This is a genomic window from Paenibacillus sp. Paensp38, from assembly GCF_059491915.1.
The window spans coordinates 5,519,601-5,533,585 of record NZ_CP168516.1 but is presented as its reverse complement, the minus strand read 5'-3'; the positions used below and the strand labels follow the sequence as shown (position 1 = coordinate 5,533,585).

Here is a 13,985-nt window from a genome sequence, read left to right as displayed (position 1 = left end):
GCCTGTCATGGCGGATTTGCTTTGTTCATTGCTGTTTAAAGTACTGTGATTAGGTAGGATCAATCAACGGATTGGATGTGCAACCGAAGAAGTAGTTGGAGATTCATTCACTGGATGTGCGTTGGCTTGAGGCTTTTTCAGATAGGCCAACCAGTAGGCTCCAGCCACAAACAGGCTACCTCCTACCAAATTCCCCAGCCAGACCGGAATGAAGTTCATAACATAATCTGCCCATGAAAAGTGGCCTGCAAAAATAGCCGCCGGAATGAGAAACATATTGGCAACAACGTGCTGAAATCCAATAGCCACAAAGGCCATGGTCGGGAACCAAATCCCCATAATTTTGCCGCCAATGGAGTCTGTGCTATATGCCAACCATACAGCCAGTGCTACGAGCCAGTTACATCCTATACCCGATATAAAAGACTGCAAAAAGCTTTCGTGTAGCTTATGTCCTGCCATATCCACCACTTTGTCCAGATAAGGGCCCGTTTCTGTCAAACCCAGCACATGCCCAAAGAAAAATGCAACGAATAACGCACCTGCAAAATTACTGAGCGTAATAATCGCCAAATTACGAAACATGACTCCTGTCTTAATCCGTCCTGCCCATCTCGCCAAAGGGACCGCCATCATATTGCCGGTCAGCAATTCTCCGCCGGCGATCAAAACTAATACCAGACCAATAGGGAACACCGCAGCTCCAATAAAGGTGGCAATGCTTCCCCATTCTTTAGGCGCACTTGCAATAACACGTATATCCAGCAAAAACCCGAGTGCAATAAATGCACCTGCCAAAAACCCCAGTACCACCGCCACAGTCCACGGGTTGTTCGCCTTGGCCACTCCTGTTTCCACCGTCTTTTCAGCAATTTGCCCCGGTTTATAGCTCGCCATATATCCCCGCTCCTTTAATATCTATTCACTAAAATATTCTTCTTTCATATTTTATTTAAAATCAGTGATTAAGTTTGTGAAAAAAATCACTTTCGTAACTATAAAAAAAACAGCCCCTGAAAAAAGGACTGTTTTTCTGTATTATTACATCTACTGCGCTACTACGCGCTTTACATTTAATTGTATTCTTCCTTTTCAACTGCTCTTAAGAACCAAAGAACTCCACCAAGGCCTACCATGGCCACGACTACAAGAAAAAGGATATAAAACAAACCCATAAGTTACTTCCCCCCTGATCCTTATGCTACTCTATATTGTACTATAAGGATTCATCCGTACGCCTCAGATTGTTGACAAACTTATGAACAATGTCACAGACAAATCTAATTATACAGTAACTGGGTTCCGTTCAGATATTGTAGGCAATGCTTGTAAACCTGCCGCGTTCAAGAAATTCCAAGGCTTGTTATAGTGCGGCTGGAAGAAGAAATCGACAAAGGCCAACTGGTCAATGGTCATATGGTTTTGAATGGCTACGGATAGCGTGTTAATGGATTGCGTCAAATCCACCTTCGACATAATTTGAGCACCCAGAATTCTCCGCGTCCCCTGTTCATATACCACTTTCAGTAACACTTTTTCGGAGGTTGGCATAAATTCAGGTCGGTAGCTGTCCTCAATGGTTACAGCTTCTACAGTCATGCCTTCATCTGTTGCCGCAGCTTCCGTCATGCCTGTTCCTGCGATATTGTCTTCGTAAATTTTGATACCCGAAGTTCCTTGGGTTCCCATGTAGGCAATGGTTGGTTGCACCAGATTACGTGCCACCAGCGTACCCATACGAACTGCGTTGGTTGCCAAAGGGATATAAGCCGTTTTGCCGGTCGGATTATAGCGAATTGCACAACTGTCGCCTGCTGCAAACACGTCCGGGCAACTACTTTGCATATAGTTATCCACAATGATCGCACCGTTAGGCAACATATCTACCTGACCTTTGAGCAGATCCGTTTGAGGTCGGAAACCGATGCAGAGAATAACAAGCTCTGTTTCATATTCTCCTTTAGAGGTCACGACTTTACTTACCTTACCGTTCGTACCCTCAAAGCGACTCACCGTCTCGCCAAGTACCAGCTTAATGCCATGTTCCTTCAGGGAACTTTCAATCCGGTCTGTATACTCATGGTCCAAATACTTATTCAATATACGATCAGCACTGTCGATCAGCGTTACATTTTTACCATTCATTTGGAAAGCTTCTACCAACTCAACACCAATGTATCCAGCTCCCACGACTGTAATGTTCTGTACGTGCTGGGCTTTCTCAATGATATCATTGGAATGATTATAGTTTTTACAGAGCAAAATATGATCAAGTTCAATGCCTTCCAGCTTTGGAATAATGGGCCATGATCCCGTGGTCACAATTAGTTTATCAAATGTGTCTGTAAATTCCTCACCTGTTTGGAGATTACGGGCATGCAGCGACTTGCCAGCCGTATCCACACTCGTTACCTCATGAAGCATCTTGGTCACTACACCCAAGTCAGACAGTTGATCTGGAGACGAATAAAACAGGCCGTGCGGATCTTTGACGACACCACCTACGTACAGCGCAATACCACAAGATAAAAATGAAATATTATCATTACGCTCGTAAACGGTAATTTCTGCATCTGGATAACATTTAGCTGTGTTAACGATAGCTGCTGTGCCTGCGTGTGTACATCCGATAACTGCTACTTTCATGTTGAATTCCTCCTTGGTGTGTGGGCATAAACTGTATAATAATTGTGAATAGTTTCACGTAAACAGCTCGTTAGTGTTTGTGATTTATTTCACTTCATACACTTATTATAGTGTGATATTTTTCACATTACAATAGCTTTTTGTGATATTCACAATTTGTCCACATTTAAAAAAGAAAGGATATACGAGATCAACTGTTTGCTGAAATGTTTTTTTGCTCCATTCAGTTTCCCCTGTAGGCGGCCTGATTATGCCCATGGAATCGACTTTCACATGATGCTCCCACCTTAGACAAATGCACATGTAGAGAACAAAAAAAGGTCCGCTTCCCGGAGACATGCCGGAAATCAGACCTTTTTAAACATATATTTTGGAATGAAGGCAAAGCTACTATAGCAATTGCTCAATGGCTGCTTTCATCGCTTCTGGTGACTCCTTCGGTTCAAAACGACCCACAGGTACACCTTCACGATTCACAATGAATTTCGTGAAATTCCACTGAATTGTCCCATCTTCCTGTTCTCCAGGCTGTTGCTTTTTCAAATATTCAAACAGAGGCGCTGTATCCGGTCCATTGACGTCCACTTTGGCGAATACCGGGAAATTAACCCCGTAATTCAGTTGGCAAAATTCAGCCGCTTCCTCGCTGCTGCCCGGCTCCTGACCGCCAAATTGGTTGCAAGGAAAGCCTAATACAACTAATCCCCGATCCTTATATTCGTCATAAAGCTTTTGCAAATCCCCATATTGCGGGGTAAGTCCGCATTTACTGGCGGTATTCGCAATAACCAGCACCTTACCAGCGTAAGTATTCAGAGAAACCTCCTGATTCGCTGGTGTTACGGCATTATGTGAATAGACAGACATACAGCATCCTCCTTCGTGTCACTTGGTTTAGGTTACATAACCTATTTTAACCAAAAGGTGACGGACATGCCAACATCCACAGAGACTTTACCATGATGCCACCACTTCGAGTCTGCGTTCTTCGCGTTCGGAAGCGGACATTTTGGGGCAAGTATAACAATACCGCTGACCTCCACCTGTCTTGTAATATTGGCAACAGGACGGTTTCATGTAGGTATTTTCACCAGGGCGGTAAGGATTGTCCAATTCAACGAGACGAACCGTAAACGGATTTCTTTTACGCCCGAATATCTCTCCCTCAAGTTCACGTGTCACATACATATAATCTTGTTCAAAGCGCTCCACATCCTGAGGATCAGTCAACGATGGCTGTACTCTATCCTTAAAATACAGCAATGCCAACGGAAACTGTCCCCACATTTGGCCGATAGATGCGCTCCCCACGGTAGCAATTGCTTCCAACATGGGCCGCATCTGCAAACTGTAAAAGTCTCGTAACACTTGCTGAGCCTGTTTGGAAGAACGGTGATCCCCATTGTTCCACGTATTGTCCAGCTCTGTTAAGTCGATGACCTGAAGACTAATAGAGGGATATTGACCTTCATAACAAATATGAAATCTGAGATTAGAAACGGACAGGTCCCAACGGCGTTCACACAGTGATACCATAAAATGCTGCGCAAACACGAGGCCACGCAACTGGTTCGCAAAGTAAACGGCTGCGGTTAAATCGTCTTCAGCACGCAGAAGATCGCCATAATACTCCATCACAGAGCGGATCTTATCTGGTTCAAGCCATTCGGCCACTGGCCCGGAATATACAGCATCCTCCGGCGTGACTCTCACTATGTTTGCTAGTTGCTCAAGCTGATCGTAATCCAGTGGTTTCATGGTATGTCCCCTTTAACCTCTTGCCGCTACTTGTGCTCTAGCATCACGTCGCTCAGCAACAGAACCCACAGGTTGCTTATCTTCCACATTCATTTCTTTTATGGCTTGGCTTACCGCAGGCTGTCCAGCCAAAGCATACGGAAGACAGAGCGGTACACCTGTACGAGGATCTGTTACAATATCAGCCTCAATCCCGAACACTTCACGCAGCACATCAGGGGACATAACCTCAGTTGGAGTTCCTACAGCCTCAGCTTTCCCTTTTTTGATTGCAATCATATGCTGAGCATACCGGGCCGCATGGTTCAAATCGTGCACGACCATAACAATGGTGCGCTCCTCCGAAGTATTTAGATACTCCAGCAAATGCAGCACTTCCAGTTGATGCGCCATATCTAAAAATGTCGTCGGCTCATCCAGAAATAAAATATCCGTATCCTGCGCAAGTGCCATAGCAATCCAGGCACGCTGACGCTGACCGCCAGAAAGCTGATCAATCGGACGATCGTGGAACTCGCTCATTCCCGTTACTTGAATGGCCCACTCTACCATTTTGCGATCTTCCGCTTTCATGGAACCAAAACCTTTTTGATAAGGAAAACGTCCGTAAGATACCAGTTCCGTCACGGTTAATCCTTCCGGTGCAGTCGGATTTTGCGGCAAAATAGCCAGCTGCTTAGCTACTTCCCGGGTGGATTGCTTATGAATGGATTTACCGTCAAGCAGAACACTGCCGCCCTTAGGATTCATGATGCGAGCCATCGTCTTCAGAATGGTGGACTTGCCAGAACCATTTGCGCCCACCAAGGCTGTGATTTTCCCTTGCGGTATTTCTACGTTCAGATCTTCTACAATCAATCGATCTTCATAAGCAATATCCAGATTTGCCGTTTTCAGACGAAACATGTGGAATCATCCCTTTCCCTTATCCAATATATATAGTCACGGGCTTAACGCACGACTTTCATCAAAACTTCATTCTATCTTTATATAATAAAGATATTGATAATCATTATCAAGTGTTAACTGGTTTATTTCCTATATCATACAGTGCACATCATCCAATATTTTCTCAAAAAATTCAAAAAAAGATCACAGCTCCTCGAAGCTGTGATCTTTCAAATCCGGTGAATTGCATTATGACTGTACAGAAGACAGTCCAAATGCTTCGGCCATGAGACGTATAGATTTCATTTTGGCATCAAAGTCATGAATAATGCTCGCAACCATGATCTCCTGTGCATTATAGTCCTTACTTAATTGCTCAATCTGACGCTTCACCTGTTCGGGCGAACCGACCACCATACGTTTGCGATTCTCACGTATCCGCATCCGGTCAAACGGCGTATACGGATACGCCAGTGCCTTTTCCACGGAAGGTGTTCCAGCGGAGCGCATTCCCTGCTCTAATAGTACAAGAGATAAGTCCATGCTGGAAGCCAAGCGATTGGCCTCCTCTTCGGTATCCGCACAGATCGCAAATACGGCAACAAGCGAACGTGGTTGGTCACTATGCTGGGAAGGCTGGAAGCTTTCCTGGTATTCCTTCATAGCCCCTGTGCCGCCTTCACCATTAATGAACTGCGCAAACGCAAAGCCCACGCCACGCTCGGCTGCCAGACCTGCGCTATCACCACTGGAGCCGAGCAACCACATTTCCGGTACAGTTTCTATAAGCGGCATCGCCTGTAGCGAACCGAAACGGTGATTATTGCCTGTGCTGTCATGTAAATAAGCTAACAGGTCATCCAACTGCTCAGGGTATAGATCTACACCCCCTCGCATTTTGCCTTCTTGCAGGGCTCTGGTAGCAATGGGCATTCCTCCAGGCGCCCGTCCCAGACCTAAATCAATGCGTCCCGGATACAATCCCTCCAACACACGAAAGTTTTCCGCTACTTTATAAGCGCTGTAATGAGGCAGCATCACCCCACCCGACCCCACTCGAATGGCCCGAGTACGGGCGGCCAGATGTGAAATCAGTACCTCCGGGCTGGACCCAGCGAGATTTGCTGCAGAATGATGCTCTGATACCCAAAAGCGATGATAACCCAAGCGTTCCGCCTCTATAGCAAGCTCAGCGGTCTTTTGTAATGCCTGCGCATGCGTCATGCCTTCCGATACCGGAGATTGGTCAAGAATGCTGAGTTTTATCATAAAAGTCTGACCTTTCTATTTGGGAATAAGGATAGGCATTAATTATAGCACGCGTAGCCACAGTTACCCAAGAGGGGCCCCTATCAATTTTATAGTGGAAAAGTTTATTTTTCGTAAAGACTTGCGTTCCCTTTATCCGCCTCATAGAGATGTGAACGCTTTTTAAAGAAACTATACAGATGTGTAACGATTACTTTCAAGACAGCATACCCCGGAACCGCCAGTACGATTCCCACCACACCAAACAAATTGCCTGCCGTCAGAATAACAAAGATAATCGTGATCGGATGTACTCGAAGAGATTTACCCATAATTTGTGGAGAAATAAATTTACCCTCTATGAGCTGTACGACTGTCCACACGATAACCATCTTGAGCAGCATAATCGGTGAGGTGACCAAGGCCACAATTAACGCAGGTGTAATGGCAATGACGGGACCTAAGTAGGGGACAACGCTCGTAAAGGACGCAATGACTGCAAGCGTCAGAGAGTAGTCCAATCCAATGATTAGATAACCAATATACAACAGCGCCCCAATACAGAAGCTGACAATAATCTGCCCACGAATATAGGAACTGACCTGATGATTCATCTCGGTCATAATGCGGTCTGTTTCTTTACGAAACATAGGCGGGAGCATTTTCAGGATAAACTGTGGTAGCTTGTGTCCATCTTTTAGCAAGTAGAACAGAATAAATGGAACCGTGGCAATCGCAAGTACCGTTTCTGTAACCACGCCCAAGAAGCTGCCCACGCCCGTCCATGCATTATTAATAAAGCTAGATAACTTTTCAGAAGCTTTGGAGGCCAGCTCAGATGGATTAATTTGAATGGTGTTCTGGAACTGGTTTACAAAATCGCTGCCGATCAGTTTCTCGAATTGTCGTTGTACTTGCTCGCTATAGGTAGGGAAATTCTGGATAAGCCCCTGTATTTGATCGCGGATTACAGGCACCACCGATGTAACCACAATCGCAATAACCCCTATAATAAGCAAAAACAATACAACAATGGAGTATACTCGTTTCACCTTGTTACGCTCCAGTACATCAACCAACGGGTTGAACAGATAGTACAACACGCCGGATAATATAACAGGGAGAATGATCGTTTTTAACAGCACTATGACAGGTGTGAATATGTATGAAATTTTGGTAAGAACCAAGATATTCAAGCCGATCAGCAGCAGTACCAGCAGGAATAACACAAACTTGTTGTTCAGAAAAAACTTCTTGAATCGGTCTTTCCATGCCGGAGTTATTTCCACACCACATTCCCCTTCTCTTTACACAAATGAGTATACGTTCTTCATAGATACGATATATTTTTGGAACAAAATATACAAGGTTATACCCAAATAAACACAAAAGCAAACAAAGTTGTACGTCATCGTACGAACTTCGCTTGCTTTCGAGGGTTATGGAGTATCATTTATCGTGGTTGCAGCATCCACCGTCGTGGTCACAGGTTTGTTCTCCTGTTCAAAAAGATTCTGTATGAAGCGCTTGAGCTTTCTTTCGTCTACACCCAATACCTGCGCACCCTTAATGGTTTCCCCGCGCACCAATTCATTCGGCGGGATTTGCTGCTTCGCTACTGTTGTTGCATCGATATTAAAGCCCAATGAAGCCAATTGCAGCATTTCCGTAGTACTCAGATTCGTTTCAATATAAGGAGAAATGCTATTTAAAATACTCGGCAGTTTGATTAGAGATGAGGTTGACTGAATTTTACCGCCAAGCTCAGTAATGAATTTGCGTTGCCGCTCCGTACGCGTAAAATCGGAAGTCGCATCATGACGGAAGCGTACATATTGCAAGGCTGTTTTACCGTCCATGTGCTGCATTCCCTTTTTCAAATCAATATCAAACTGGTGTTTATCCGCCTTGGAGGTATAATGCATATCTTTTTCGACATCCAGGTCAATACCACCCACAGAATCAACCAGCGCAATAAAACCATTGAAATCAGTATATACATAATATTGAATTGGTATGCCCAGCAGGTCGCTCACGGTCTGTCTGGTCAAATCCGGTCCCCCGTAGGAAAAGGCAGCATTCAATCGACTTTGCCCATGACCTGGGATATTGACGTAGGTATCACGAAGAATCGACATCAGTGTAGCCTTTTTCGTAACCGGATCAATAGAAGCAACCATAACGGAGTCAGAACGCCCTGAATCCTCTCCACGGGAGTCGCCGCCTAGCAGCAGAATATTCACTCTTTCTGTCCCATCCCATTCCGGTGGGAGCGATACCTCTACAGGTTGTACATTGGTTTGAGTTTGTGCCTGCGGTTTGAATTTCGAATCCTGTCCGGAAGCAACTGAAATTTGATTCGTAAAATGATATATAGAATACGTATAATATCCGCCCACTAAAAGAACCGCCGCAGTCACAGAAATGCCTAACCATTTTAAAAATTTTCGCATATTTTCGGGTAACCTCGCTTTTATTCATCATCGTTCGGCTTTTAAAAGCATACCCTTCCTGCAAGTTATCTGTCAATTCGCGCCGTCTGTTCTAGTGGTCGTCCGCATACCATGGATTCAAATGGACAAGCACCTCATAAACCCGCGGTTCCCGCTTCATGACAGCCCCCTTAATCAGTCGAATAATATCGTGTCCCTGCTGAATCGTCAAAGAGGCATCCACTGAAGCGCGGATATCCACGATAATATAATGGCCGTGCTCACGGGCACGGATACGGTCAATACGTTGAACCTCGGCTACACTCAGTGCGGCTGCGGCGTAGCTCTCAATTTCCTCCGTTGCAATCGCCTTTTCCATAAGCACATCTATGGATTCACGGCCCATTTCCCACGCCAATTTCAGAACTAGCAATGCCACTACGAATCCCGCAATAGGGTCACCGTAAGATAAGATTGAAATGCCCCAGTGCTCCCCAATCAGCCCCAATCCGATACCCAGTACAGCAGCCCCAGAGGCGTACACATCAGCGAGATGATCTTTTGCCGTTGCAATAAGACCCTGACTATTGGCCGCTCTCCCGATACGAATCGTGTAGATATACAGCCACTGTTTCCAGAGCAAGGAAATAATGGCGGCCACCAATGCCAGTATATGCTCCTGTGGCATCGGTTCGAACAGTGCTGCAATCGAATGATAGCCGATGAATATACCCGCTCCAAACAATATGACCGCCACCACGCTTGCACCGATCACTTCTGCCTTGCCGTGACCATAAGGATGGTCCTCATCCGGCGGCTGGCTAGATATGCGCATCGCCCCCAGTGCCGTTGCAGAGGCAATCACGTCCCCAGCATTATGCACACCATCGGCTACCAGCACCTTGCTGTTGAACATAAGTCCTGTAATAATCTTAATGCCGGTTAATAGGATGTTGCTAATCAGGCTGATCCATGCTGAGACCATGGCGCGCTTGCCCATATCCTGTTCCTGCATGATGTATAACCCCTCCAAATTTATCTTTTGAATTTATCTTATGGCGCTGCTCTTTCAGCGGTATGGATGAAGATTACAATAGCCCCGGAAGATGAGCCTCCCCGGGGCTATTATGATAACCATAGTGGAGCATTCTATGAGAATACTCCTATTTTATCTATCTGGACCGTCCGCGACGGCCTCCTTGTCCTTGACCACCACGCGGGCCGCCTTTGGCTTGTCCACCGCGGCCACCTTGGCCTCCGCGCGCAGAACCACTGCTGCTGCGGTCATACCCACCGCGCTCGCTGCTTTGTCCTGCCGAGCGACCTTGGCCTCCTCGTGCGGAACCGCCGCTGCTGCGGTCATATCCACCGCGCTCGCTGCTTTGCCCTGCCGAGCGACCTTGGCCTCCACGTGCAGAACCGCCGCTACTACGGTCATACCCGCCACGCTCGCTGCTTTGTCCCGCCGAGCGACCTTGGCCTCCGCGTGCGGAACCGCTGCTGCGGTCATATCCGCTGCGCTCGTTACTGCCGCGGCTAGAGCGACGTTCGCCGCCTGCACTGTCACGACGGCCCGCCTGTTCGCGGCCGCTGCCCCGGCGTCCACCGCCGGAGTCGTTGCCACCGTAGGAACGGCGGTCGTTTCTGCCCGAACGGCGTTCTCGACCCTGCCGATCAGCCGTATCGGAAGCAGGTCTACGCTGTCCGCCGCCCTCACTGCTGGTGAATGTGACACCAGCAACTTTCTGGATGTTCCGAAGCTCTGGAATATCCCTTGGCGTAGCGAGCGTCACCGCCACGCCTTTGCCTCCGGCACGGCCGGTACGCCCGATGCGGTGGATGTAGCTTTCGGCATCCTGCGGCATGTCGTAGTTGAAGACATGCGTGACGCCTTCTACATCCAGGCCGCGTGCAGCTACATCAGTCGCTACGAGCAATTGGAGTTTCGCTTCACGAAATGCCTTCATCACTTGCTCCCGCTTGTTCTGGGACAAATCCCCGTGAAGCTCACCGCTCTGAAAGCCCATTTCTTGCAGCTCTTCGTTCAGTTTGGCAGCCCGGCGCTTCGTACGGCAGAAAATAACAGCCAAGTACGGACGATCCGTATTCAGCATATCCACCAATGCCTGTTGCTTACCACGGTCTGTTGTTTGCACAACGACCTGACGGATTTGGCTCACCGGAACGGAAGAAGCGGATTTCACTTTGACATCTACAGGTTCGTTCATATATACACGAGCCAGTTTGCGAATACCGGCTGGCATCGTAGCGGAGAACAGCATCGTCTGTCTCCGGTAAGGAACTTCCTGAAGAATCGTCTCCACATCGTTCAAAAAGCCCATGTGTAACATTTGATCGGCTTCATCCAGGACCAGCATTTTAATGCCGCCTAGATCCAGCGTGCCACGTCTCAGGTGATCCAGCAGTCGCCCAGGTGTCCCAATAATCAGTTGTGCGCCACCTTTCAGTTTACGAAGCTGACGCTCCACGTCCTGTCCTCCGTAAACAGCTAGTAGAGATAAACTCGGCTCCGCAGCAGCCAAGCATTTAGCTTCCTCTGTAATCTGGAGTGCCAATTCACGCGTAGGTGCAATCACAAGCGCCTGCGGGTGCCGCTTGTCCAAATTCAGCTTTTGTAAAATCGGCAGTAAAAACGCAAGCGTCTTCCCTGTCCCCGTATGTGCCTCGGCAATCACATCCTGACCTTCCATCAACAGTGGAATGGACTCCTGCTGTACAGGTGTTGGCGCTGAGATGCCCTGCTCTTTCAAGGCTTCTACCCAATGTTGCTCCACACCTAATGCTGTAAAATTCTTCAAGTTGTATTCACTTCCCTTATCTGTATTCAATATGTGTCACGTAAAATAGGTTCATGTGCCATATGACATCTATCGTTCCATAGTTCAGAATTCCCATTTTTGTATCGGTTCTCATTCTCCCCTTTTCAGGAAGGGAGCATATCCGTTATCGTTGAATCTGTTCATGTAACTCAACATACGGCCGCAAGGCGGCTCAGGCCGTTCCATATATGACTTTCCTAGTATACGCGAAGTTGAACTGGTTTCCAAACGATTTTAATGAACAGGACCACAGTCTATATAAAAGGTGAATTCGATCTTCATGTCATATATTATGGTATAAGAATTGGTAATTCATGAATAAAGGATGGATGCTTGTGGTTAACAACTTGCATTATAATTTTATAATGGCCGGTTCCTTGTCGGAGAAGCACACTTTGTTTGCTGAAGAGTGCTTTACTAACCTGTTCGATTGTTTTGAAACGCTCCTGAATATATCAGGAATCCGCAATACCCATGTGTCTATCTATCAATCCAAGAAAGCCAAACACGGTAAGATCCGCTGGGACAAGCAGGAACTGCTCCGCATTGTGACCGATGATGAATTGACTCCTTTGATGCTGGTTATAGAGGCGCCTAGTATCAAATCATCCTATAACAAAGGGACGACGCCGGAAGTGTACATTCTTTTGTCCAATGGCCCTATGGGTCAATCTCCCAACAATTGCGGGATGCTTGTTTCGATCCGTCAGGACGTTTATGAACGTATTGACCGAACAAGCGTGGAAGACGTTATGCTGCGGCTCAGCCAGTTAATAAAGGCAAACAAACTGTTACATAGCTCGCGCAACTTTTATGCTGGCAGTAAAGCACGCGCCATTATGGATATTCTTCCATTTATGCTCGAACAGGATACCCCGGATATGAAGTATGTTTTTCAATCGTGGACTCCGTTCCCTTTACCACACACTTAAACAATCCGTCATACTATTAACCCCAGGAGGCTGCAATTTATGCAAATTCAAGTTCAAAAGGTTGAAAAAAAAGAGAACGAATATCTCATTCATTATCAAGCCGGGGGAGCGTTGCCGTTCGTTCCGCATGATATTGTTCTGATCCATGGCAAACAGTATTTTATAGGCACGATTTTGAAAGTAGAGCCGGAACAGGCCCTTGTCCGTATTAATCCGGAATATGAAGACCAACTGGCAGGGTCCATCGGACTGGAGCTGGCTTTCTCTCCAACTGTTTCTATTCAAGGTGCAGACAGCATTGTCGAAAAGCTTGGCTATTTCCCTCCCTTTCATTATGACCGAATTACAGCTGCTAATATGACGAAAGACCAGATTACGCTGACGATTGAGCTATCCTACGCTAGCGTGCTTGTCCCTAAATCACCGGATCTGGAGCCTTCAACTGAGGCACCTGTAATCCCTGAAGCTCCAGCAAAAGACGTCCCACGCTATGCAGTGACTTTTACATTTCTGGAAACTAAAGAGCATGTATTAAGCCCTGTAGAAACAGAAAATATCATTTTGCAACTTGACTTCCGTTATGAAGAGGCTGATATGGTCGTTGACATCGATGCCTTGTCAGGGCTGTCAGGCAGCTTTCTGTGCAGAGGTATCCGCGCAGAGATTACGGAACTGAATGAATAAACAGGAGGCTCGCGAGCTGTTACGCTGTCATTCTTTTATTCACGATGATCTGGAGCATCCCAAAATGCGAAGCGGATTTTTAGGGATGCTTCGCCCCTTTCAAGGCGAACTGATTGAGGATAATTTTCATGAGCTCATGACTATCATTGAAGTTCTGGCAGATGAGTTGGAGAAACCGTCCGTAGAACGGGAGCTTATATCCGCTCTGTGGGGGATTTGCCAGTATACACGGGCATGGGCGTTGCATCCTGATGGTATGCTGCAGCGAAATCACCTGCTGACCGTAGAGCAGATTAGTACGCTTGACGATTGGATTGATACGATCTCCTATGCGGTTATGGTACTGCTGGAGGGTGGCGGACCAGAAGAAGCTTTATCGAACTACAGACACGAGAGTTGATCCGCAGTGATACATATATCTTAGTCAAGGGGGCCGCTTTTGCATTGCTTCGCGTACATAAAAGCATGCCTTTCGCACAACATGCTCTGAAACAATTAGTTGAGCATGAAGAATTCCGTGCATCTGCCAAACGGGAGCTTTCCACATAATCGACAAC

General features: G+C 46.7%; 13 protein-coding genes. 3 read left to right on the top strand and 10 right to left on the bottom strand.

Annotated features, from left to right (window positions below):
* Positions 1 to 63 precede the first annotated feature (63 nt).
* The 10 genes from ACEN8J_RS24575 to ACEN8J_RS24530 form a co-directional block, all read right to left on the bottom strand.
* Positions 64 to 897, bottom strand: a complete 834-nt coding sequence (locus ACEN8J_RS24575) for a formate/nitrite transporter family protein (protein ID WP_069010034.1) — start codon at positions 895 to 897, stop codon at positions 64 to 66.
* 387 nt (positions 898 to 1,284) lie between these two features.
* Complete coding sequence (locus tag ACEN8J_RS24570; RefSeq protein ID WP_069010035.1) at positions 1,285 to 2,646, bottom strand: FAD-dependent oxidoreductase; 1,362 nt, start codon at positions 2,644 to 2,646, stop codon at positions 1,285 to 1,287.
* A 390-nt stretch (positions 2,647 to 3,036) separates the two neighbouring features.
* A complete protein-coding gene (locus tag ACEN8J_RS24565) occupies positions 3,037 to 3,513 on the bottom strand; it encodes a glutathione peroxidase (protein ID WP_069010036.1) in 477 nt (158 codons plus the stop codon).
* A gap of 87 nt (positions 3,514 to 3,600) precedes the next feature.
* Positions 3,601 to 4,404, bottom strand: a complete 804-nt coding sequence (locus tag ACEN8J_RS24560; protein ID WP_318627950.1) for a (2Fe-2S)-binding protein — start codon at positions 4,402 to 4,404, stop codon at positions 3,601 to 3,603.
* A 12-nt stretch (positions 4,405 to 4,416) separates the two neighbouring features.
* A complete protein-coding gene (locus tag ACEN8J_RS24555; protein WP_029518547.1) occupies positions 4,417 to 5,310 on the bottom strand; it encodes an ABC transporter ATP-binding protein in 894 nt (297 codons plus the stop codon).
* A 231-nt stretch (positions 5,311 to 5,541) separates the two neighbouring features.
* Positions 5,542 to 6,561 carry an LLM class flavin-dependent oxidoreductase gene (locus ACEN8J_RS24550; RefSeq protein ID WP_029518548.1) on the bottom strand — a complete coding sequence of 340 codons (1,020 nt, stop codon included), beginning with the start codon at positions 6,559 to 6,561 and terminating at the stop codon, positions 5,542 to 5,544.
* A gap of 104 nt (positions 6,562 to 6,665) precedes the next feature.
* Entirely contained in the window at positions 6,666 to 7,829 is a 1,164-nt protein-coding gene (locus ACEN8J_RS24545) for an AI-2E family transporter (RefSeq protein ID WP_495594088.1), read from the bottom strand.
* A gap of 150 nt (positions 7,830 to 7,979) precedes the next feature.
* Complete coding sequence (locus ACEN8J_RS24540; protein WP_013312376.1) at positions 7,980 to 8,993, bottom strand: LCP family protein; 1,014 nt, start codon at positions 8,991 to 8,993, stop codon at positions 7,980 to 7,982.
* A gap of 91 nt (positions 8,994 to 9,084) precedes the next feature.
* Positions 9,085 to 9,987 carry a cation diffusion facilitator family transporter gene (locus ACEN8J_RS24535; RefSeq protein WP_029518550.1) on the bottom strand — a complete coding sequence of 301 codons (903 nt, stop codon included), beginning with the start codon at positions 9,985 to 9,987 and terminating at the stop codon, positions 9,085 to 9,087.
* 157 nt (positions 9,988 to 10,144) lie between these two features.
* Positions 10,145 to 11,791 carry a DEAD/DEAH box helicase gene (locus ACEN8J_RS24530; RefSeq protein WP_318627951.1) on the bottom strand — a complete coding sequence of 549 codons (1,647 nt, stop codon included), beginning with the start codon at positions 11,789 to 11,791 and terminating at the stop codon, positions 10,145 to 10,147.
* A 350-nt stretch (positions 11,792 to 12,141) separates the two neighbouring features.
* Here ACEN8J_RS24530 and ACEN8J_RS24525 point away from each other — a divergent pair, with 350 nt between their 5' ends.
* The 3 genes from ACEN8J_RS24525 to ACEN8J_RS24515 are packed head-to-tail and all read left to right on the top strand — an operon-like array spanning position 12,142 to position 13,828.
* Positions 12,142 to 12,744: a hypothetical protein gene (locus ACEN8J_RS24525; protein WP_495594570.1), complete on the top strand. Its 603-nt coding sequence runs from the start codon at positions 12,142 to 12,144 to the stop codon at positions 12,742 to 12,744.
* A 39-nt stretch (positions 12,745 to 12,783) separates the two neighbouring features.
* Positions 12,784 to 13,428, top strand: coding sequence for an immunity 50 family protein (locus ACEN8J_RS24520; protein ID WP_165146082.1), 645 nt, complete (start codon positions 12,784 to 12,786; stop codon positions 13,426 to 13,428).
* Positions 13,421 to 13,828 (top strand): hypothetical protein, encoded by a 408-nt coding sequence (locus tag ACEN8J_RS24515; protein WP_029518555.1) that lies wholly within the window; start codon positions 13,421 to 13,423, stop codon positions 13,826 to 13,828. Before ACEN8J_RS24520 ends, ACEN8J_RS24515 begins: the two co-directional genes overlap by 8 nt.
* The last annotated feature ends 157 nt before the right edge of the window (positions 13,829 to 13,985 follow it).

Coding starts and splice junctions, on each gene's coding strand:
- ACEN8J_RS24575 (WP_069010034.1), bottom strand. CDS start 897: ATGGCGAGCTATAAACCGGGGCAAATTGCTGAAAAGACGGTGGAAACA.
- ACEN8J_RS24570 (WP_069010035.1), bottom strand. CDS start 2,646: ATGAAAGTAGCAGTTATCGGATGTACACACGCAGGCACAGCAGCTATC.
- ACEN8J_RS24565 (WP_069010036.1), bottom strand. CDS start 3,513: ATGTCTGTCTATTCACATAATGCCGTAACACCAGCGAATCAGGAGGTT.
- ACEN8J_RS24560 (WP_318627950.1), bottom strand. CDS start 4,404: ATGAAACCACTGGATTACGATCAGCTTGAGCAACTAGCAAACATAGTG.
- ACEN8J_RS24555 (WP_029518547.1), bottom strand. CDS start 5,310: ATGTTTCGTCTGAAAACGGCAAATCTGGATATTGCTTATGAAGATCGA.
- ACEN8J_RS24550 (WP_029518548.1), bottom strand. CDS start 6,561: ATGATAAAACTCAGCATTCTTGACCAATCTCCGGTATCGGAAGGCATG.
- ACEN8J_RS24540 (WP_013312376.1), bottom strand. CDS start 8,993: ATGCGAAAATTTTTAAAATGGTTAGGCATTTCTGTGACTGCGGCGGTT.
- ACEN8J_RS24535 (WP_029518550.1), bottom strand. CDS start 9,987: ATGCAGGAACAGGATATGGGCAAGCGCGCCATGGTCTCAGCATGGATC.
- ACEN8J_RS24525 (WP_495594570.1), top strand. CDS start 12,142: ATGCTTGTGGTTAACAACTTGCATTATAATTTTATAATGGCCGGTTCC.
- ACEN8J_RS24520 (WP_165146082.1), top strand. CDS start 12,784: ATGCAAATTCAAGTTCAAAAGGTTGAAAAAAAAGAGAACGAATATCTC.
- ACEN8J_RS24515 (WP_029518555.1), top strand. CDS start 13,421: ATGAATAAACAGGAGGCTCGCGAGCTGTTACGCTGTCATTCTTTTATT.